This window comes from Microcoleus sp. BROC3 (assembly GCF_036702515.1).
Taxonomy (GTDB): domain Bacteria; phylum Cyanobacteriota; class Cyanobacteriia; order Cyanobacteriales; family Microcoleaceae; genus Microcoleus.
Genome location: NZ_JAUBTQ010000019.1, coordinates 89007 through 110388, shown reverse-complemented (window position 1 = coordinate 110388; position 21382 = coordinate 89007). Strand labels below are relative to the sequence as shown.

Below are 21382 nucleotides of genomic sequence, written 5' to 3'. Positions count from 1 at the left end.
TTGATGTTTTGTAGAAAGGGAACTCCTAGGCTGTTTCTGAGCAGGGTGCAAGATGTGTTGATATCAGATCCGATGGATTTCTCTTTACCAGAAAAAGCCTGGGAACCAGGAAAAACCAATAAAAAGGGGTAACTTGCAGCTTATGCTAATAGCGCAGCATTTGTGGGAATTAATTTTATTTCTGATTATTGTAGTCGGCCCGATTCCCTTAAGCTTGTCTCTTGCCTTTGAGAATCAGAAGGAAAAGGGTAACTATTCATTTCCCCATTTTCTCCTCGTACTCCTGACGGGATGGAGCATTGCACAAGTTTGTACAGGCTTGATTTTAGGAAGTGCCGATCGACTAAATATTTCTGCGGTGATTATAGTAGAAATTCTGATTTGTGCGATCGGCTTAATCCTGATTTATGCCAAAAATCACAGAGCTTTTACCTTGTCGCAGTGGCCGATTCCCCAACTCCAGCAACCTTTGGGAAAATCAGAATATCTAATTATTGGTGCCTCCGCTTTTGCAGGATTTGTGTTGTTGGAAACTCTAGCAACCAAACCCACAACCAATTATGATTCATTGTGGTTTCACCTCCCTGCGATCGCCCGATGGTATCAAACTCATTCATTTACATTATTAGATGCCACCGGAAATTGGATTTTCGATCAGGAGCAAGCTAAAATATATCCGTACAATTGGCACGTTTTATCTGTTTTGTGTGTACTCCCCTTCAGAGAAGATTTTCTCGCGGCTTTTCCCCTGCTAATTGCGTGGGTACTTGAGGGAATTGCCGTCTATCTATTGAGCGTAAAATTTGGCGCAAGCCGAATTCACGGTATGGCAGCAGCATCTTTAGTATTGACAGTACCGATGGTGCTAAACCAAGTTAACACGATTCACGTCGACTTACCGCTAGCTGCAATATTTACAGTGGGTTTGTATCTAGGTTTATCCTATCATAGCAGCCGAGCGCCATCCGAACTCTCCCTATTTTTGGCAGCCGCCGGAATGCTAGCCGGAATTAAAATCACGGGAATAGTCTATGCTACCTCACTTTTAGGAGGATTAGCAATATTAGAAATTAAAAAATTCGCCCTTAATAAAAATTCCACACCTGCTAATTTTAGAATTCACCACTTTATCAAACCAGTCTTGCTGTGCGGCATAGCTTGTTGCTTATTTTTAGGAGGTTTTTGGTATGCGAGAAACTTGCTGCACATCAATTATCCTGTAGGGGATGCCGGCGATATTAAAATTCCCTTACAGCCTATTGCCTTACCGTCTCCCGTACAGCAGCCAACACCTACCCTACCTGCGTCGCCCGCTTCGCCACTTTTCAAGATTTGGCAAAGCACTTTAGCAGCTCAATTTAATCCCCGTAATATTTCCCATTGGCAAACTCTCGGCTTACAAGTTATCATTAGATTGCAACTGCCATTTCTGGCGTTCGCACTTCAGGTATTGGCAGCACCTCGGGCTTTTATCCAAGGTAAAACCCGAATAATTAATCAAAATAATATCATTTTAATTGTAGTTCTCGCCAGCACCGGAATTCTGTATTTAATAACACCTTACACGTCCGGTACTGCGGGAGAGTCGATCGGTCAAATCAACCCTTTACTCGGTCCCTATTTCAGATACGGATTTCCCTTTTTAAGCTTGCTGGGCATCGCAGCCGCAGCTACAGCAACTAAGTTAAAAACGCGAAATCGCGTGGTTGTCGCAGTTGTTTTAGTTAGCAGTATTTCTGGCATTACTAGCAGCACAATTAGTGACATTATTAAAAATGATTTTTTTACCGGAAAGAGTATTATTTGGGGAACCGGATTGATTGACAAGTTTAAATCTAATTTCGGGGAAAATATCAATATTGCGATCAAAATATTAGCCCCCAGTTTTCGATATTTAGCAATATATCCGTTAGTTTTTATTGGATTACTGCTGCTGGGTTGGATTATATTTAAGCACCCTCCTAATTTAATCTGGTTAAAAAATCTACTTACCAGCCTGAAGAAGTCGAGTTACATAATGATAATTTTTATCTGTATAGCATTGATGGTAAGTGCTAGTTGGGTGGCGAGGGAAAAGCGAGATGTTGCTCGGACAGAACTGTATCGCGGCATTTACGAATATATTGATAAAAATACAGTACCTGATGAAAGAATAGGCTTCTTTTTAAGTTCCCGCAGCTACCTGTTTTACGGCAGAAATTTGGACAGACAAGTTTTATATGTGCCGTTTAGAGCCGATAGACTTTCGGCATGGATTGACAACCTCCGAAAAAATAAAATTAGGACTGTGGGATTCGGACCCCTGACTGGGACAGACGCAGCTACCAGTAAAGCTCTATCTTGGCTGACAAGTGCTCAGGGCCCGCTGCAACCAATTTTCGGGAAAGATTTTAATACTGAGTCGGTGCTGTATCGCTTGAAAAATTGGTAACTGCTCATCGCAACGCAGTTACGTTTTAATAGGCTGAATTTCTTTTTTCATTAAGACAACTCTGCCTTTGTCGGTGGCGTGGCGCTAATGTTCACTTGAGGGATCGTGTCAATATTTGTTGGTTTTCGCTTGACAATGAGGGAAATTGAACGGTGAAAAATGTTCCCTATCGTTACCATTAATTCGATATTTTGACGCCTGCTCTCTACCAACACCTCGCGGTCGATCAATTGGTTCTCAGAGGATGGCGTATCTTCTACTCTCACAGGTGCATCTAGAGCCTCCTGATGTTTCCAATACGGGGATAATAGGTTTAAAAAGTTCTTTCCCAATACTCTGTAAAAGCCAGAACGGGATAAGGGTGAGATGCAGTCAGTTTTTAAAACTTGGAATAACCAAAAGAGCGTGGTGCGATCGCGGCCGTTGCGGCTGCTTTTGTTCGCTAAGTACAGCAAAAAATTAGATAATCGATGCAGAAAATCTGGAATTTCGGGATGCCGTTGCTTGGCAGCTTGCAGCATCAAAGAGTGAGACTTCGCCATTGTCGTATAGTTGGTAGACATAGTGTTATACATCCTGCGATAGCCAATTAAAAATTCCGGCACGGCTCGAAATTGATAAAGCTCTGCTATCCGCAGGTACAAGTCCCAGTCTTCACAGCATTGAGCATTCCGTTCCCTCAATGTCTTGTCATAAACCCCCACCTTTTCCAAACAACTGCGACGGATCAGAGAAGCACTCGCGTTTCCTATAAAGTTGTGGCAGATTAGGGTCACGTACACGTCACCTTCAATTTTAAAAGACCGGAATCCTCCTGTTAGCAATCCTTTTTCATCCAAGTCCACTGTCCAGGAATAAACCACCCCTACTTCTGCTCCTCCCTCCAACATACATTGAACTTGTTTTTCAATGTTTTCAGGATACCAAATATCATCGGCATCAATGGGGGCAATATATTCTCCTCTCGACTTTTCAATTCCTAAGTTTCGAGCAGCAGCGACTCCAGAATTTGGCTGTTTCATAAGCTGGACGCGAGAATCTTTCTTGCCAATTTTTTCTACAATTTCAGGGGTTCGATCCTGGGAACCGTCATCGACTACTAAAACTTCAATTGCGGGATAAGTTTGAGCGAGAACAGATTTCACCGTTTCTTCAATAAATGGCTCAGCGTTGTATGCAGGAATAATGACTGAGACGAGAGGAAAATTGGGGGATTTTTGAGAATCTGGCTGCATTGGCTTTTAACAAGGTTTTTCAAAATTTTTTTTGCTTTCTAGATTGGCAGCTCTACCTTACACTCGTCGCAGTCAGGACTTACACAGTCGGTGGAAGAGATAGCCAAGAAACCCCTAATAACAAATGTACCGCATTCTCTGTTCAACGTCAATGGTATATAGCACGTCTTAATGAGTTGTGCAAACCAAGAGAATGGTGATAGACTACAACTAAAAGTTATATTCTTAGAGGTAAAGAGATGTCTATTGATAAAATCCAAGATAGCAAAGAAAAGCTCCCGAAGTTACAAGAATTTAATTAATGAACCGCAGTTAGTAGGTGCGTCAGCTCAGATCCGTCAATTATTGATAAAAGAATTCGTGGCTGACGCAGCCCACAGCTACTTCGTTCAGAAATGATTTTTATTGTTTCATTGATTAAATAAATCCGTGTTCTGCTAAGAATTCAGGTGTAATTGTTCCCAAATTGTTGATTGCGGGGGTTTCTTCCCACGGTTCGGGATGCGATTTTGAGCCGCTGCGGAGAAATTTGGCGACATATTTGCCGAGAATATCTGCTTCTAAGTTTACTAAACTTCCTGGTTGCAAATAGCTGAGGTTTGTCTCACCAAAACTGTGGGGAATTACCGCAACTTCAAACCAATTTCCGTCAGCATCGCAATCTGCCACTGTTAAGCTGATGCCGTTGACGGCGATACTGCCCTTGGAAACGATGTAAGGTGCGATTTGACGTTGCCATCCCGAATTTGCTGCTGGTGGGGCAGTAAACCGCATCTCCCAAGCGTTGGCGGTTTGGGTTGATGTCGCTAAAGTGCCGATCGCATCTACGTGCCCCGTCACAAAATGTCCCCCCAATTTGCTACCGGCGCGCAGGGAGGTTTCTAGGTTCACCAAAGCATCGGGGAATGATCCCAGAGTTGTGCGGCGGAGGGTTTCTGGGGAAGCGACGGCGACAAAACCTTGCGGCAGAACTTCCACTACGGTTAAACAGACTCCATCCACGGCTACGCTGTCCCCAATGGCTAAATCTTGTAAAATCTGGTAGGAGTTGTTTGATGTGCAGGAAATTTGGAAATAATCGTTGCCTAGCGACTTCAGCTTTCCGAGAGATTGAATTAGTCCTGTAAACATAAGTATTTTTCCGTAGTCGATCGCTTATTTACATGAAACCATAGAGAAAAACCAGAGACAGGAGGTTTTGCCGTCCCCCTATCCCCCCAGGGCGGTTTCATTCTCACCAAAAACATGAATTTTGTAGGGGTAGTGCCCCCGTGCCTACCCCGCCACAGACGACTGCACAGGCGTTCGGGACATGGGGGCAGCCACGGGGGGCAGCCCCTACAAGAGAATGAAACAGCCCTGCCTCTCCCTCCAAGTCAATCTAAAATCTAAAATCTAAAATCTAAAATCGACAGTCCCAGATCTGTTGCAGATTCAGGCGAAGATCAAGTCATACTGGATTTAGGTGATCTTTATGTCCAAGTTCTCTACTGCCTTACAGTTTCTTAATTCTATGAGGCCGATCGAATGATTGAAATGAAAGTCGCTGGAATTGCCTTAGATGCAGCCACGCGCAGTCCTATTGTCCTGTTGAGAGACGCTACTGAGCGACGCGCTTTGCCTATTTATATCGGTCAGGAGCAAGCAAAGGCTATTATTAGCGCGATCGAAGGCCACAAGCCTCCTCGACCCTTAACTCACGATCTGATGGTCAATTTTTTAGAGGCCTGGAGTCTTACCTTGGAGCGCATAGTTATTCACTCGCTGCAAGATAACACGTTCTATGCCGTGCTGATCGTCCGTCAGGGAGAAGTTAAAAAAGAGATCGATGCCCGACCTAGCGACGCTATCGCCCTAGCCCTGCGCACGAATAGCCCCATCTGGGTGATGGAAGAAGTCGTAGCCGATGCTTCCATACCGGTCGATCGAGATGCTGATGAGGCCGAACGCCGGGCCTTCCGGGAATTTATCTCAAACCTCCGTCCAGAGGATTTGATCAAGAGAAGCGGCTTCAGCCAGGGCGAAACTTCCTAAACTTTATGCGCTATCGACGGTTTGGCAAAACGGAGTTGCACCTGTCTGTATTTTCCTTGGGAACCATGCGCTATTTGGCTTCTGAGGAAACTGCCTGTCAGACTGTACAACAGGCGGTTTCTCAGGGAATCAATCACCTGGAAACGGCTGCAGGTTACGGTTGCAGCGAGGAATATCTTGGCGCGGCCCTTTCGGCTGGGTTGCCTGTCGATCGATCGCGCCTCCACGTCACCACGAAAATTTCCCCAACCGAGGATGCAGCAGCAATGGAACGCTGCATCGACGCATCCCTCAAACGCCTGAATTTAGACTGTATCGACTGTCTGGCAATTCACGGTTTGAATACTTGGGAACATTTGGCTTGGGTGCGATCGCCCACAGGCTGCATGGAAGCTGTACGCAAAGCCCTGGCCGATCGCCGGATTCGGCACGTCGGCTTTTCGACTCACGGGCCTCTGGATCTGATTTTGGCTGCAATCAATACAGATTTGTTTGAATTTGTCAATCTGCATTACTACTATTTTTTTCAGCGCAACGCCCCGGCAATTGAACTTGCCAATCACAAAGATATGGGCGTTTTCATCATTTCCCCGGCAGACAAAGGAGGGCAACTCTACACGCCCCCAGAAACTCTCGCACAATTGTGCTCGCCTTTCTCGCCCTTAGAGTTAAACTATCGGTTTTTACTTAGCGATACTAGGATTGGGACTTTGAGTTTGGGGGCAGCAAATCCGACAGAATTAGAGCAACCCCTGAAATATTGCGATCGCGACTTTCCCCTCACCAACGCCGAAATCGCTGCGTTCGATCGGCTAGAATCGGCTATTGCAGCCAGTTTGAAAACCGACAAATGCAGCCAGTGCTATGCCTGTTTGCCTTGCCCGGAAAACATCAACATTCCCGAAGTATTGCGGCTTCGCAATCTCGCCGTCGGGTGCGACATGACTGACTTTGGCAAATACCGCTACGCCATGTTTGAAAATGCCGGACACTGGTTTCCCGGCAGCAAAGGCAACCGCTGCACCGATTGCGGCGAATGTTTGCCCAGGTGTCCCGAAGAGTTAGACATCCCAACCTTGCTCAAAGATACTCACCAGCGACTGGGTGGCAAAGCAGGCAGGCGGTTGTGGGATTGAAAAAAAGGTGAAGCAGGGAAAAGGTCGATCGAGCCTATCTAAGTTTTGCAATAATTACGCTAAACTTTGGTTTAAGTAAATTTACGATAGAGTCGATCGAAAAATTACTTAGTCTGGCGACTGTCTGCGGGCCTTGGTGTCAACTTAACGTCTTATGTAATACCGGTCTACTGTTTGAGTTCATAGTCTTCCCGATCCCCCCTAGCCCCCCTTCTTAAGGGGGGGACAAGAGCGTCAAAGTCCCCCTTCTTAAGGGGGATTTAGGGGGATCGAGACTCGCATATAAACGAGAGATACAAAAGGTTTTAGTCTTAAGTTGACACCAATGCCCCCTGTCTGCTCCCAACAAACTTTAAATAGGAGCCGACAGTATATGTAAAAACAACTAAATAAGACAATCCGATCGAACAGCGAGAAATTGATTTTTTGGAAAATACCTCTGTCATTTTCTTACTTTGTTTGGTCCGGTGAGAGCGAATAATTTTATGAAGATTGATTAACCGAACTCGCTCTAAAATCTAAAATCGTTCGACTGAGCCCTCACGCCGAAGTCTAAAATCTAAAATCTAAAATCTAAAATCTAAAATTGATTGATTGTTTTCCAGATTTATTTATCGCCTGTCATCTATAACCGATTCAGCATCTACTACTATGGCTCAAACTCAGTTAAACGACAGCAAGGCAAATTGTCGGCAGCCAACTGAAGTTGCGACTTCCGAAAGATTTAAAACAGCTTTCAAGCCGTCCACTTACAACTTGTCCGTCACCAGAAAACAGTTAATTGGACTGCTGGCGTTACAAACAATCTTGCCAGTCGGACTAACGGGAGCAGCACTTTGGCTAACATCGGCAATTGGAAGCAACGAACTGCAAAATCAAGCTAAATCAGAACTGAGCCTTAGTGAAATTAACTACAATCTCAAACTCGATCGCGCCGCCGACCGTTTGCAAAACTCCTCTAACAGCAAAACGATCGCCCAAACAGCTTTAGCTTACAACAGCGGTAAAAAAATATCAGATTTGCGAAAATCTGTCAAGAAAATTCTGGAAAATCAAGTCAAAACAGGGGAAATAGACAGTGCGGCTTTAGTAGGAAAAAATCGGCAGATAGTTGTTAGCGTCAACCCCAACCAGAAGGCAAAAAGTTTTAACCTGCAAAAAATAGCCGATCGAGTATTCGCTGCAAAAGAGTCAATTACGGCTACCGAAATCATTGCCAAATCAGAAGTTCAGAAACAATTGGGATCTTTGCCGCCCGGAAAGGGCGATCGCCCTGTGCTCGTCCGCTACGCAGCAATTCCCGTAAAAGATCCAAAAACTCAGACAGTGATTGCTGCCTTAGTGTTAGGAAAAATTCTCAACCCAATGCCAGCAGTTGCTAGCAGCGAAACGCTCAATTTACAGGGCGGCGGATATCGCGCTATCTACGCACGGCTGGCTGACGGCAAATTTGTCTTGGCAAGTTCGCAAGCAGTTACAAAAAACCAACAGTTACCAGACTTGCTGGCAGACAAATCGCTGCTGAAATCTGCATTCTCCGCCGGCAAACCAGTCGCGGCCGACGTACAAACAGGCAGTCAAACTTATACAGTAGCTGCCCAATCCCTGAATAATTTAGCCGGAAAACCCGCAGCAATTTTAGTGCGGGGCATCCCCAAAACCTCGATCGAAACCTGGTGGGGCAACAACTGGCTGCTGGCACTGTCTGCTGCTGCCGTTGTCCCCTTCGCCTTGGCAGTTGCCGTCACCCGCCGGATTGCCAAACCCGGTAACTCAAATTTATCAACAGCAGATGGGAACTGGGCATTTAACTCCACCGCCGAACCGCAGCAGCGATCCCGGAATTTGGATCTAGATCTAATTTATGACAATTTAAATTTCGGCGAATTTCCCGATTTATTTCCCAATAAATCCAGTTTAAACGGTAAATTAGCGGTCGATTTTCGATATAAAAAAACTGCGGGCGATGGCCGGATCGCAAATCCCCACATCCCGCTAACTTTCCAACCCCTAGAATTGCCCGCCAACTCCGTCTCCAATCAGTCGCGGCAGGCAAATACACAACTAGAAAAAAGCGCGATCGCCTTAAATCAAGTCCAGGAAGCTTGGCAAGACTTAAATCGCCTCAACTTGGAATTGCAGCCAGAAATACTCGATCGCCAAAACACTCAAAAAGCCCTGCGAAAGAGCGAAGCACTGCTGCAAGCGATTTTAGACAACTCAACAGCAGTGATTTACATCAAAGATGTTGACGGAAAATACCTGCTCACCAACCGCCATTTTGACAATTTGTTTGACATCGCAAAAGAGCAAATAACAGGTAAAACCGACGGCGATATTTTTCCCTCAGACAAAGCAGCAGCCTTGCGAGAAAATGACCTGAAAGTTCTCGAATCCTCCTCGCCCCTAACCATCGAAGAAATCATCCCTCAAGACGACGGCCCGCACACTTATATTTCTCTGAAATTTCCCCTCTGCAACTCCGAAGGTAAAGCTTATGCAGTCGGTACAATTTCTACAGATGTGAGCGATCGTAAACTTGCCGAACTCACCCTAGAAAAAGCCAAAGCAGAACTAGAAATAGAAGTCGAACAGCGCACCCTATTCCTCCAACAAGCCAACGAACTTTTGCAGTTTGAACTCGCCGCCAAAGTCCGCGGCGCGATCGCCGTCAGACAAATGACCGCCCAGGTAGCCCGACACGCCAGAACAGTTGACGGCATTCTCGGCGCTTCTCTTGACCTAATTTTTCTAGTAGATCGATCGGGAAGGTACACTTACGTCAGCCGCACCGCCGCTCAAGCTGCCGGCATGAACCCCAGAGAAATGATTGGCAAAACCTGGCAGGAATTAGGCTGGCCGGCAAAAATTATGCACCGGGTTCACCAAGAATGCGACGGCATATTTGCCACAGCCGAGCCCGTGAAAGGCGAAGTAATCGTTCCCACGGCAAGCTGGGGAACCCGCGACTACGAGTACATTCTCAGCCCGGTTTGTGCGACAGACGGCAGCGTCGAAGCGGTGGTGGCGACGCTGCGGGATATCACCGAACGCAAAGACGCTGAGGAAGCATGGCAGTTGGCCAAAGAAGCAGCAGAACTCGCCAACCGCGCCAAGAGTGCTTTTCTGGCAAACATGAGCCACGAGTTGCGTACTCCCCTGAACGCGATTATCGGCTACAGCGATATGTTGGTGGAAGATGCCGAAGAGTTAGGCAATTTAGAGGCAGTCTCGGATTTAGACAAAATTCGCACTGCTGGCAAACACTTGCTGCGGCTAATTGACGACATTCTCGACATTTCCAAAATTGAAGCTGACAAGATGGAGATTTACCTCGAAAGCTTCGATGTCGGCGGCTTAATCGAGGAGGTGGTAACAACCATCAAACCGCTAATGGATAAAAACGGCAATACTTTGCAAGTATTGAGTTCTGACAATATCGGCGCTATGCACGCCGATTTGATGAAAGTGCGGCAGGTAATTCTGAATTTGCTCAGCAATGCTGCTAAATTTTCGGCTAATGGGACGATCGTGCTTACTGTCGAAAGAATTACCAGTGAAGAATTAAAAAATAAATATCAACCGACAGTTCCTCAAATGTTAATTTTGGATGCAGATTTTTTAGTTTTCCGAGTGACCGACACGGGCATCGGCATGACACCAGAGCAGCAAGAGCGACTGTTCCAACCTTTCACTCAAGCCGACAATTCAACTACTCGCAAGTACGGCGGTACTGGTTTGGGACTGACTATCAGCCAGCGTTTTTGTCAGATGATGGGCGGCGATATTGAAGTTTCTAGCGAGTTAAATTGCGGTTCTACTTTTACTGCTTGTCTGCCTGCTTCATTGTTTAGGCGATCGGAATTTTAATAATTTTGCAGAAATAAGAGCAAGAAGAGTCGGCGGTTTCAACCGCTACTATACAAACAATGTCCGCCTCCGCAGACTGAAGAATAATAAAATTAACTGGTTCCCACGCTGGAGCCTGGGAACCTAAATCTAGAGGCTCTGCCTCGCTTGGAAACATGGAGGCAGAGCCTCCGGATCTGCGTTACTAGGCTCCAGCCTACTAACGAGTAATTTAAAATTATCTGCGTCTATCCGTGTTTATCTGCCTTACATCTGCGGTTTCTGTATCAATGAATGATTTATGCAATCTTGTCTAATAATATGATGAATTACCACAAAAAGCACCACCAAAATCAAGTTTCTCGCCCCAAACACGGCATTTTGACAAAAAGTTTATTTTTGTTCCCGATCGCCTGTTCTGCGTGCCTCGGAGCCTTGCTGTGGGGACAATCTGCGGCCTTTTCCCAGCAGCCGGTCTGCCCGACTGGCAGCGCTGCTAATTTGCCGTCGCCCCCGCTTTCGCAAACCGAAAAAAGCGTGCCGAGTCTGTGGTTAGCTCAAAAACAGTTTGGCGGAAAATTGCTCGATCGCTGGTTTGTCGATCCCGGCAATACTTGGGTAATTATCATAGTTAACCGCCAACTTTGGAGTTTGCTCGATTATATGGAACGCTATCAGTTTGTCAACCGCTTTGGCACTGTCGCCAGCGAATACGGTTACAATCTGCGAGTTTGCAACCGTCAAGGCGCAGCTTTGGCAGTTTATTCGTGCAAGGGCGATCGGCGCTTCTGTCGCATTGATTTAGAATCTCTCTCAAACCCGCGTCTTCGAGGAAGGTTGAAGGAATTTTAGTAGGGTGCCTCAGCAGCGAGTTATTTTCTGGATAATCGATAAATCAAGAGCTGACGCACTCTAAATTTTAACTTCTCACTACTTGCCTAGTTTCTTGCCAGAGCGATCGATATTGTGCAATCCCCGCATCCCCAAACGGCAGCAGAAAGTCGCTAGCAGCAAGAATCTTAGCATCCGGCAACAACACAGAATTAGTGCGAACAGCTTCCGGCAAATCCTCGGGTTTCATGCCGAAAATTATCGGCGAACTAGCCTTAGTCAGCAAAGATAATTGAGGCGCTATCTGAGGCTGCAAGCAAAAATCCATCCACAAATCTATCCATTTTTTGTCTAACGGAACTGGCTTCCAAAAGTCAAAATTCCTCCAAAAATCCATCCAGTTTTTCTTTAACGGAACTGGCTTTACCGATGCCGGTTGTACCCACAAATCCGTCCAAAGTGCAGTTCCGGAAACCGGAATTACTAAAGCAATATCCTTTTCAGTTTGCAGCAGCGGCAGCAAGTCCCCAGAGGAACCTACTGCCAACCAAGTATCGCCTAAAATTAATGGTTGCAGGTAAGCGTCAGAACTATAAAGTTTAACTTGTTGGTGCAAATTTGCGAGTTCTTTTTTAAGATTTGGAACTCGATCTAATTGCTGCGTATTGTAAGATTTTCCAAGTTTTTTTAAGGTTAAACCGATAACTTCTCTGGCACTGTCTGGCAGAGAAATTCGATCGCGCAATTCCGATCGCCACAAGTCTTTCCAATCTGTCGGAGTCCACCCCAAAGCCTTAAATTTGTCGGTTCGATAGGCAATTACCGTACTTCCCCAGCGGTAAGGTACACCCCAAACGTTTTCTCTGGCATCTAAGAAACCCTCATCGTTTCGCGTTACCAAATTTCGCCACCTTTCGGGCAATTGTGCCCAATTAGCCAACTTAGCAGGATCGATCGGCTGAATCAATTTTTGCCTAATTGCCAAAGTCAGCCAGTAATCTCCCAACATCACCAAGTTCGCTTGATTTTTTGATTGGGGAACCTGTTTCCACTCCTGCAACAGGGCGAATAATTCTTTTAATTGTCCTTCTTGCGTTACCTGCAAAAGCGGAGACTGTTGTACGTCGCGGCTAAATTTGCTTACCAGTTGGGCCGGAATACCGTTTTTGAGCGATCGAATTGTGAGAATGGACTTCGAGTCGCACCCTGCCGCCAATTGACTTAAAGTTAGGGTGGCGGCCCCTAATAGCAAAGACCTTCGTTTCACCTGTGAATCCGCTTTTCTAAGTATTGACCCATCGTTTTGTGTTCTGCCACCCGGGAAATAATTGTTTGTCGAGTCCGGTAGTTGGCGCAGATTTGTCTTATTTATTTTTCAAACACAGAGCCATTGTACTCGGTTCTGCTGCCCTCTGAGTCTGTTTTGCTCTTGCCCTGATTTTACCCTCTACCTTGTCGATCGAGCTTTCGGATGCCGACAACTGCGTCAACTTAACGCCTGATTTCTTCCCGAAAAGTTCTTTTGACCTCACCGAAGAGCACCATTCTCGACAAGCCTTCTATGGGCGAGCTCTCCTGCCCGCCCCACAATCAAAAGCACTTGTTGTGGAACAGGCCCGAAAGCCTGTTAAGCGAGAATGGTGCAACATATGAGTTTGAGCCAATTTTGCTCGCCCGGGTTGGCGATCGACTGTATCTGTGTTACATTTATTAATATAACGAAACAAGGAGAGCGTTGTCCTCTGCCGCTAGATGACGCTTTTTACACAACCGAAGTGAAAAATCCTTTTTAAATCCGCGACAGCTTAATAACTAAAAATCCACTCATCTGAATCCTGAAAGCACTGGTAGCGAGAGCGAAGTCAATCTAACAGGAGCCTCCGCACTCCGACTCTCAGAAACCGGATTTTTTAACTCTGATTGAAGGTTTGAACGAAGTATGGGGGTTAAAAATTTTGGTTTTTGCGTCCACGAGTATCAAAAATCTCAAATCTCAAATCCACTCACGAATGTCGATTGATTCTCCTCTACCTGAGTGCCTAAATTTACCGTCAGGATTGGGAACACAACAATTACGTCAAAAATTAAATAATTCAGTGATAAGTCCGCGTTCTATAAAGATTTCCCTAATATGTAAATAGATAAGTTACGATTCAAAGGATGATTTTATGGAAGCGCTCCGCCACCAAGTTACAGTATTGAGCCAACAAGTAGATGCCCTCTACAAACTCATAGAAAATCTCAATGAAAAGTTATTGGAGTCCGCCCAGGAGACAAAGCTGACGCAGCAGCAGAGAAACGACTGCTCTGGAACGGTAGGAAATGACAAAACCTCGTCCTATCAAAGCTACAGCCGTCTCGACGGCCTCCTCGAACACAAGGACATACTGTTAGATGACAGCTACTTCGACAAGAATTCTCAAAATCTGGAAAAAGAGCTGAGCGCAGAGATTCAAATCCAGCGCCTCACCGCTCAGCTAACAGCGGCTTACAATCGAATTGCCGCCTTGGAAGAACAGTTGCTCTCCAAAAGAATGCACTCGCAACAGGTAGGTGGGTCTAATTAAATATTACGAGAGGCGATGGGGCATTAATCCCAGAAAAGATACGAGTTGCGTTGATTTCTGCTCGTCTACTTATAGAGTCATTGCACAGATTTTTTCTCTCGCGAAGTTAGCAGGGAGAATACTGCATTAAAGCGAGATATTCTGTAGAAAATTATGTAAATCTGACAGCATAAATGCTACAGAAAATGATATAATTATTCAGCTAAAACGAAGCTGGTTCAGCAGCACAACCAGCTTCGCAGGTCGAGCGGCGCATCTTAATTTTTAATGTTTAATTCCTCAGAGTCCTGGCAGCACAAAAAACTAAAAACCGGGTTTTTGAGTGTATTCCTCGCTGCAAAACCCAATATTTTGAGTAAAAACCGGGTTGTTTGCATCCAGGAGTTTCTAATGTTTAATTTCACACCGCGAGGCTAAAGCTTCAACAGCTTGGAGGAGTTGAGTAGGAGTCCAATTTGCAGCCAAACCACTGGCGATCGCACACGCTCCCGCACCCACACCTTCCTTAACATAGCCGCGATCGTAAGCTTGCAGTTGCCCGTAGCGAGATCCAGCAAAACTTAGCTGCGCGGCCAACAGAGGCACACCGCCGATATCATTAGCGAGTCCTACAGTGTCTCCTGTAGGGTCTTCGGCCACCCAGCGCGTAGTCCCCACAGTGACTTGTTCGGGACGCCATACCAGAGCATATTCACGGGCTAATGCTTGGATCAAAGCGTACACTGCCAGCATTTGCGTGCCCCCGGCCAGGAGTACCCCGCAAGTCCGACTGGCGGCGATCGCCATTGCCGCCACCGCTATTTGCATCGGATCGCCCACCGCCGCCACCAATTCCAGGGGAGTGCTGTTTTCTCCGCCAATTTCCCACTCAGCATGATTGAGTCCCGCTGTCACCGCAGCCAATTTTTGAGCGTGATTGCAGCGAGGATGAGAACTGTTAACTTTGCCCGCCGCTGCAATACCCAAACCCATTAACACGCCCAAAGCAGTAGTCGTTCCCCCAACTACGCACTCCCCTAAGATTAAATAGCTGCCATTAGTTTGAGCAGCCAATTTAGCTCCCCAAATTAATCCTTGTTCGAGCAAATGTTTGACTGTTTCGAGTTCTAAAGCATTCCCAGAAATCAGACATTTTGCCGGAGTGCCGCCCAAATCAATTGCAGGTACCGGAGGTGGGAGGGGCAAACCAGCATTAAATAGGTAAAGGGGAAGTTCCAAAGCTTCGACTACAGCGCGAGATATCAGTACCGGCGAGGCACCCGCTTCTAGGGGCGGCAAAGGATATTGGGGCGACGGTTGGGGGCCGTTATACAAAAATTCTGCATCGGCCAAACAAGTAAATTGTCGATCGTGCGGGGTTGCTCCTGCTGCTGAAATCCCCGGAATTAAGCCAGTAGCGGTAAATCCTAACACGCAGGCAAATATCGGTTTTCGTCCCCGATAGCGATCGAGCCACCGCTGACTCTGTTCGAGTTCTGTATAAATATGAATCATAATTAGTCAGTAGTCATTAGTCATTGATTATTGGTTATTGGTTAGTTCTTAGTTATTGGTTATTGGTTTTTAGTTATTGGTTTGCCCGTTACCCGTTACCGCTTATCTCAACTCCGGTGCTACCGGACTTGATATGATTTGTCCTGTTTCTGAACCCCCCACAACATTTGCAACCGTTCCTTAAAGCTTAGGTGCGACTGGTTTTTAGTTGTCGATCCAAGCTCTCTGCACTGGGGGCGATCGTCCTAACAATTTGGCGTGTCATCAGGATGTCCTTTAAAAAGTACCTTTATTCTATGCAACTTGATGTAAAATTGATAGAAATGAGTTAATCTGTAGTTTGGTTGACGACAAGCCTAAATATTCGCAATAATCTACCTGGTTAAATGACATACTTACATATTTGCCTGGATAGTTAACTAATTATTTTAACCGCAATCGGTCTCGCACTTAAAATTTTTCTGGGTGACGCAGGCGCGATCGTCTTTCACTCGCCGATTGCGATCTATGTCAAGAGATCGCGATCGTACTTATAGCAATCCTCGCATCATTTGTGAAATTCTTACTCCCTCCGCTTGCTAAGGGGAGGGTTGGGGTGGGGTAAAAAATTTACGACTCCTGCAAGGATTGCTATATACGACGGTTCTAATTGAATCTTGACCAACTTGTGAGCCAATATTGTGTGAATTAGTATGGACAGGATTTACGCAGGCACAAATACGAGCGAGAGTTGCATTTTCTATATTTTTCAAAAGATTCGCCCACAAGTTCGAGGTTGTTGAATCTATCTAATAACAGAACACTTAGAAGCACCATTTGACTTAAGTTATCAATTCCGCACTTAAGGGTCAATCCATGTCAAAAGCGATCGCTAACTGCCCCCAGCCGCACCCCCTGCTTGACCTCTGAGTACAAAAATTACTCCCGTCATAATTAGCGCCACACCTACCAATCGCAGCGGCGGCAACGGCTCGTTAAATACAATTTTCCCGCCCAAAACAGTAAACAGGTAACTGATTGACAATAAAGGCGAAACTATGCTAATGTTAGCGCGGGACAAAACTACGATAAAACCAATCGAAGAAATTGCGTACAGAGAAAGACCTGCTATTATCAAAGGCTGAGTAGCCATTGCTATAACTTTTTCTACTAAATTAGCAGCGCCGATTGGCCCTAAAATTTTAGCTCCCGCCTTCAGAGTAAATTGACCCAGGACGCTGCACAAAATGGCAGCAAGCAAAACTAGAAAAACGCCTCTATTCATGAGTTCACCAACATAATACTACAGCTTGAGAATTGCCCGCAAAAAACTCTCCTAAACAGCTTTGATTAAGTTTTATTGAGTTTTGTTCGCCACCCATATTTTAAACATACATACTGGAAATGCAAGTATTGTCGATCGCGAACAAGAATCAAACAAACATATGGCAGAAGAGACCAACGCCAGCGGGGAATACACTCTCGAATTATCGATACTCATGCCTTGCCTGAACGAGGCAGAAACTTTAGAAGTCTGCATAGAGAAGGCGCTGAAATCGCTGCGCGAACTTGATATTGCCGGTGAGGTCATCATAGCAGACAACGGCAGCACTGACGGTTCTCAAGATATCGCTACGAGAATGGGAGCCAGAGTCGTACCTGTCGCAGCCAAGGGCTACGGTAGCGCCCTGATGGGTGGCATAATCGCGGCGCGCGGAGTCTATATCATTATGGGCGATGCCGATGACAGCTACGACTTTTCTAACCTCTGCGCCTTTGTCGAAAAATTGCGGGGAGGGTGCGATTTAGTGATGGGAAACCGCTTTCAAGGGGGCATCAAACCGGGGGCAATGCCACCACTGCACAAATACTTAGGAAATCCGGTACTTACTTGGGTGGGGCAGTTATTCTTCTCCAGTCCCGCAGGCGACTTTCACTGCGGATTGCGGGGTTTCAGGAGAGACTCTATTTTGAAACTCGACTTGCAAACAACGGGGATGGAATTTGCCAGCGAAATGGTCGTTAAAGCCTCTCTGTACAAGTTGCGAATCACAGAAGTTCCAACCGTACTCTCTCCCGATGGCCGCAGCCGTCCGCCGCACCTGCGAACTTGGCGAGATGGCTGGCGGCACTTGCGATTTCTGTTGCTTTACAGTCCCCGATGGCTGTTCTTGTACCCGGGTGTTTTCCTGATGATTGTGGGTCTAATAGTGGGCATTTGGCTGTTGCCCGGTACTCAAAAGATTGGGAGTATCAGCTTTGACGTGCATACGCTGCTGTATGCTGCGATCGCAATTATCATCGGTTTTCAAGCAGTAACTTTCGCTTTTTTCACCAAAGTTTTTGCCATCAGTGAAAAACTGCTTCCCGAAGACCCGAAACTCAATAAAATATTTCGCTATGTCACGTTAGAGACAGGATTGATTGTCGGAGTCACGCTAATTTTAATCGGAATAGTTGGCTCGTTCTTGTCATTAACTATCTGGAGCGAAACAGCTTTCGGTTCTCTCGACCCTTCTAAAACTCTGCGTTTGGTTATTCCCTCGCTCACTTGCCTGACTGTCGGTTTGCAGATGGTTCTGTCCAGCTTTTTTCTCAGCGTGCTGAGCTTGAAGCGCAGGTAAAACAATTAACAGTAAAGTTTTGTTACACATTTCCGCAGAGATGATTTAAAGTTCCAAATGCTGTGTTAAATCGGTCGCGAACAATCTGGCTTCAAGCAGGTTGTCAGTTCATCTAAAACCTAAAATTATATGACAGTAGCTGAAAACAACTCCAGCAAATATGTGGGCCCCAAGCTAGGCGGTTTCGGAACTAAACTATCTTGGTACGCCCGCCAAAAAATGTTCGATTTGCTCATGGCATTAGCCAATCCCAGCGCCCGCACAACCGTGTTGGATGTAGGAGTAACTTCCGACCGCCGCTAAGACTGCAATTTCTTTGAGAAACTTTATCCGCATAAGGACAAAATCACCGCAGTCGGTATGGAAGATGCTTCGTTTTTAGAGCAAGAATATCCCGGTTTAAAATATGTCCGTTCTGACGGTTTAGCCTTGCCATTTCCCCACAAAAGCTTTGATTTAGCCGTGAGTTTTGCCGTCATCGAACACGTTGGCAGTCGGGTTCAGCAAAAAGCTGTTGTTATGGAACTTTGCCGCGTCGGTACAACTTGCTGCATCACAACTCCCAACCGCTGGTATCCCGTAGAATTCCACACTGCTGTTCCCCTAATATATTGGCTGCCCCCCTCCTGGTTTCGAGCTTTGCTGAATTTGCTCGGTCAACACTTTTTCGCCCAAGAGGAAAATCTCAACCTTCTATCCGAAAAAGAGGTATTAAAGATGCTACCAACAGATGCTGAAGTTTCTACCAGACATTTCCGGCTGCTGGGTTTGATATTTAATCTCCTTTTTTATGTCATCTAAATAGTTGCTACTTACGCTGAACTCCCAAATCCAGCACAAAATTTTCTCCGTCTTCATAGAGCTTTTTTCGAGTTTTTGCAAGTTGCTGCACGTTATCGCGAAAGTCGTGAGAGAGTTGTGATTGCAGTCGAAACCAAGATGACAATCCAGGTTCTGAAGTATCTACATCTGCCGGATGATTGAGACTCCAAGACGAATAAGCTATGTATCCAATAGATTTTGAAACTAAATAATTTGCTAAAGCTTCAGGGCCTTTGAATACAGGCATTCCGGGAGGCAAACTCGCTCCTCCTGGCCAGTCAGCGAGGAAAATTTGATTGCGTTTAAAATCGAGGATAAAAGGTGCATCTAGCCTCGTTAAGACTGTTTCTCCCTGTGGAATAGACTGTTGCAGCGCTGCATACTGCAACTTTTGCTTAGCTGAAACTAAAGATGGATTCGTTAGTCCAAATTTAATATTTTTCACATACGCTGAATAAGTATTTTTAGTTATATCCCAATCGTAGCTGATTGTAAGACCTGCACAAAATACAGCGGCAATAAAAAAGTTAGGAATCCCGTTTTTATTTAACCCTCCTGTATCCGTCATGGCGATCATAATTAATATGATAATTGCTGGAAATAAGTGAGAGAATGAATAACGAAAAGGGTCGGCATTTTCAGTAAGTACGCCTACAACAACAGTTGCCACTAGCGCTGCAACTGTCATAGATAAAGGTGCTTGGCGGTTCGAGAACGAGGATTCTGCGGGTAAATTAGCAAATTTCAGAGGTCGGATACTTAAGCTCAAGCAGCCGAGCAATATCAGTATAAAAACGTAAATACCTCTGAATGCTGCGAGGGCTGTTTTAACAGTCGCCAAGAGTGTCGAACCTGATTTGAAAGTAATGCCGTAGGCGGATGCGTGATAGCCTTTTCCCAAAAGAGGATACAATAAAGTACCTGAAGATTGATACAAAGAAATCATCCAAGGTAGGAGAAATATTCCTACTAATACTGTCGCCAGCCCGAATTCCCATAAAACTTTTAGTTTTGTATTTGAGCTAAGAAAATAGCAAAGGTAGCTAACTGCAAATACAATAGCCGAGGCAGGAATTAGAGAAGATTTTAAAGTACAAATTGCGGCGGAGATTAAAGCGATAATACAAGCATTGAAAACCCAATAGTTGCGGTTTATTTCTTTGCTGTCAAGGGTTCTAAACAAACTTAAAAATAAAGGTACTGGCAACATCATACTTGTAGTGTTTGCCTTGGGGACAGCAATCAATAATACAAATAAAATTGTAAATATTACTCGTCTAGTCGAGGCTTGATTTTCTTTGAAAAATCCGATAATTAGCCCTAGCGTAATTATCAGCGCCAAACCAGGGTCTATGATGTTTAAATTAGTGTCGGAAAGTACGCTGACAATGAAAGTATGGAGAAATGACTGTCCCCCAAAAGATACTATTCTTCTTTCGCTAAAAGGCTCTAGGCCCATAGAACCGAGTTGCAGCATTTTGTGGGGAAATACTAAGTAAGCGTGGTAGTCATCGCTGGTATTAAACCCGTCAGCATACACCATGTTGGCAAAGTTGAGTCTGCCTGTATAAACCCATCCCGCGTATTGGATTAAAATCAGTAGACTGACTGTGGCAAGGCCTGCTAAGATTATTTTATCTTTGCGACTTTCTTGAAATAGCTGTGAGAGATTGCTGGCGATTGATTGTCTGTGATTTACCAAATCTACTAGACAATAAATGAGTCCCAAACCTAAAAAAATAAAAATTGTGGGTGGCGAGATATTCCAAGTTGCGTTTAATACACCGCCAATGATAAGGCTCAAGGCTAGACCCCAACCGGCTCTTTGTCCCCAGTCCGTTCGCTGGTTGGGAAAAAGAATGTGGTTGAGGAATTTCCCCCAACCGATGAGGGATAAAAGCAGGCAAATACCGTAGAAGAATGATATTACGTATGGAATCATTGCTGTCAAAGCCTATTATATTAAATTGTTAACTTGTGGAGAGATGAGTTGTTAAGTTGGGGCGGTGTGTTATCAACCGTCTTCGATCTTAGAATACTGTGTAAATTTTGTCAATATATTGTTTTTTGTATTCGTTGCTGAAGGATGATTTAAAGGTGATTACTATTGATCGGATTGGATACCGGAGAGAAATTTATGATTGAGGGAAGTGCGATCGCACTTTTGGAAATAATAAGGGGTTGGGGAAAAGAGGGCTTTTCGGGAAGAGAGGGGCGCTCACGGGATGTATGCACAAAAGCTAAAATTGAAGCAGTCTTAAAAAGTAGGGTAAAAACGAAAAATCTAGGAGTAAGCAGCCCTGGAATGATGATAGGTAAGATTCAAGGCTTACGCAGGCACACTATATGTGTGCCTGCCCAAATACGAACGCTACTAATT

At 45.3% G+C, this 21382-nt stretch carries 15 protein-coding genes; 9 read left to right on the top strand and 6 right to left on the bottom strand.

What is annotated here, in order from left to right; all coding sequences use genetic code 11:
* The first annotated feature begins 142 nt into the window (after window positions 1-142).
* Window positions 143-2431: a hypothetical protein gene (locus QUB30_RS14445; protein ID WP_333334328.1), complete on the top strand. Its 2289-nt coding sequence runs from the start codon at window positions 143-145 to the stop codon at window positions 2429-2431.
* A gap of 50 nt (window positions 2432-2481) precedes the next feature.
* On the opposite strand, the gene QUB30_RS14440 is transcribed toward QUB30_RS14445, so the two are convergent.
* Both QUB30_RS14440 and ribE read right to left on the bottom strand, forming a co-directional pair.
* A complete protein-coding gene (locus QUB30_RS14440) occupies window positions 2482-3666 on the bottom strand; it encodes a glycosyltransferase family 2 protein (protein ID WP_333334326.1) in 1185 nt (394 codons plus the stop codon).
* A gap of 417 nt (window positions 3667-4083) precedes the next feature.
* The gene (gene ribE / locus QUB30_RS14435; protein WP_333334324.1) at window positions 4084-4797 is read right to left on the bottom strand and encodes a riboflavin synthase; all 714 of its coding nucleotides are present in this window, start codon (window positions 4795-4797) and stop codon (window positions 4084-4086) included.
* Window positions 4798-5193: 396 nt separating this feature from the next.
* On the opposite strand from ribE, the gene QUB30_RS14430 reads away from it, so the two are divergent.
* The 4 genes from QUB30_RS14430 (at window position 5194) to QUB30_RS14415 (ending at window position 11537) form a co-directional block, all read left to right on the top strand.
* Window positions 5194-5700, top strand: coding sequence for a bifunctional nuclease family protein (locus QUB30_RS14430; protein ID WP_333334322.1), 507 nt, complete (start codon window positions 5194-5196; stop codon window positions 5698-5700).
* Window positions 5701-5705: 5 nt separating this feature from the next.
* The gene (locus tag QUB30_RS14425) at window positions 5706-6836 is read left to right on the top strand and encodes an aldo/keto reductase (RefSeq protein ID WP_333334320.1); all 1131 of its coding nucleotides are present in this window, start codon (window positions 5706-5708) and stop codon (window positions 6834-6836) included.
* Window positions 6837-7487: 651 nt separating this feature from the next.
* Window positions 7488-10706: a PAS domain-containing protein gene (locus QUB30_RS14420; protein WP_333334318.1), complete on the top strand. Its 3219-nt coding sequence runs from the start codon at window positions 7488-7490 to the stop codon at window positions 10704-10706.
* Between the two features lie 273 nt (window positions 10707-10979).
* Window positions 10980-11537 (top strand): hypothetical protein, encoded by a 558-nt coding sequence (locus tag QUB30_RS14415; protein ID WP_333334316.1) that lies wholly within the window; start codon window positions 10980-10982, stop codon window positions 11535-11537.
* A gap of 67 nt (window positions 11538-11604) precedes the next feature.
* Here QUB30_RS14415 and QUB30_RS14410 read toward each other — a convergent pair whose 3' ends face one another.
* A complete protein-coding gene (locus QUB30_RS14410) occupies window positions 11605-12783 on the bottom strand; it encodes an extracellular solute-binding protein (RefSeq protein WP_333334314.1) in 1179 nt (392 codons plus the stop codon).
* A gap of 901 nt (window positions 12784-13684) precedes the next feature.
* Here QUB30_RS14410 and QUB30_RS14405 point away from each other — a divergent pair.
* A complete protein-coding gene (locus QUB30_RS14405; protein WP_333334312.1) occupies window positions 13685-14083 on the top strand; it encodes a hypothetical protein in 399 nt (132 codons plus the stop codon).
* Window positions 14084-14470: 387 nt separating this feature from the next.
* Here the strand turns inward: QUB30_RS14405 and cobT are convergent, their stop codons facing one another.
* A complete protein-coding gene (gene cobT, locus QUB30_RS14400) occupies window positions 14471-15577 on the bottom strand; it encodes a nicotinate mononucleotide-dependent phosphoribosyltransferase CobT (RefSeq protein ID WP_333334310.1) in 1107 nt (368 codons plus the stop codon).
* An 871-nt stretch (window positions 15578-16448) separates the two neighbouring features.
* Complete coding sequence (locus tag QUB30_RS14395; RefSeq protein WP_333334308.1) at window positions 16449-16841, bottom strand: transporter; 393 nt, start codon at window positions 16839-16841, stop codon at window positions 16449-16451.
* An 82-nt stretch (window positions 16842-16923) separates the two neighbouring features.
* Between QUB30_RS14395 and QUB30_RS14390 the strand changes: the two genes are divergently transcribed.
* From QUB30_RS14390 to QUB30_RS14380, 3 genes are all read left to right on the top strand, one after another.
* Window positions 16924-18180 (top strand): glycosyltransferase family 2 protein, encoded by a 1257-nt coding sequence (locus QUB30_RS14390; RefSeq protein ID WP_333334306.1) that lies wholly within the window; start codon window positions 16924-16926, stop codon window positions 18178-18180.
* A 129-nt stretch (window positions 18181-18309) separates the two neighbouring features.
* Window positions 18310-18483, top strand: a complete 174-nt coding sequence (locus tag QUB30_RS14385; protein ID WP_333334304.1) for a hypothetical protein — start codon at window positions 18310-18312, stop codon at window positions 18481-18483.
* Window positions 18484-18540: 57 nt separating this feature from the next.
* Window positions 18541-18981, top strand: coding sequence for a methyltransferase domain-containing protein (locus QUB30_RS14380; RefSeq protein ID WP_333334302.1), 441 nt, complete (start codon window positions 18541-18543; stop codon window positions 18979-18981).
* A gap of 7 nt (window positions 18982-18988) precedes the next feature.
* Here QUB30_RS14380 and QUB30_RS14375 read toward each other — a convergent pair whose 3' ends face one another.
* Window positions 18989-20944, bottom strand: a complete 1956-nt coding sequence (locus QUB30_RS14375; protein WP_333334300.1) for a hypothetical protein — start codon at window positions 20942-20944, stop codon at window positions 18989-18991.
* Window positions 20945-21382 lie beyond the last annotated feature (438 nt).

What these genes read in the sequence shown, in the direction of transcription:
- QUB30_RS14415 (WP_333334316.1), top strand. Translation starts at nt 10,980, where the DNA reads ATGATTTATGCAATCTTGTCTAATAATATGATGAATTACCACAAAAAG.
- QUB30_RS14385 (WP_333334304.1), top strand. Translation starts at nt 18,310, where the DNA reads ATGACAGTAGCTGAAAACAACTCCAGCAAATATGTGGGCCCCAAGCTA.
- ribE (WP_333334324.1), bottom strand. Translation starts at nt 4,797, where the DNA reads ATGTTTACAGGACTAATTCAATCTCTCGGAAAGCTGAAGTCGCTAGGC.
- QUB30_RS14425 (WP_333334320.1), top strand. Translation starts at nt 5,706, where the DNA reads ATGCGCTATCGACGGTTTGGCAAAACGGAGTTGCACCTGTCTGTATTT.
- QUB30_RS14405 (WP_333334312.1), top strand. Translation starts at nt 13,685, where the DNA reads ATGGAAGCGCTCCGCCACCAAGTTACAGTATTGAGCCAACAAGTAGAT.
- cobT (WP_333334310.1), bottom strand. Translation starts at nt 15,577, where the DNA reads ATGATTCATATTTATACAGAACTCGAACAGAGTCAGCGGTGGCTCGAT.
- QUB30_RS14375 (WP_333334300.1), bottom strand. Translation starts at nt 20,944, where the DNA reads ATGATTCCATACGTAATATCATTCTTCTACGGTATTTGCCTGCTTTTA.
- QUB30_RS14420 (WP_333334318.1), top strand. Translation starts at nt 7,488, where the DNA reads ATGGCTCAAACTCAGTTAAACGACAGCAAGGCAAATTGTCGGCAGCCA.
- QUB30_RS14440 (WP_333334326.1), bottom strand. Translation starts at nt 3,666, where the DNA reads ATGCAGCCAGATTCTCAAAAATCCCCCAATTTTCCTCTCGTCTCAGTC.
- QUB30_RS14380 (WP_333334302.1), top strand. Translation starts at nt 18,541, where the DNA reads ATGGAAGATGCTTCGTTTTTAGAGCAAGAATATCCCGGTTTAAAATAT.
- QUB30_RS14445 (WP_333334328.1), top strand. Translation starts at nt 143, where the DNA reads ATGCTAATAGCGCAGCATTTGTGGGAATTAATTTTATTTCTGATTATT.
- QUB30_RS14395 (WP_333334308.1), bottom strand. Translation starts at nt 16,841, where the DNA reads ATGAATAGAGGCGTTTTTCTAGTTTTGCTTGCTGCCATTTTGTGCAGC.
- QUB30_RS14430 (WP_333334322.1), top strand. Translation starts at nt 5,194, where the DNA reads ATGATTGAAATGAAAGTCGCTGGAATTGCCTTAGATGCAGCCACGCGC.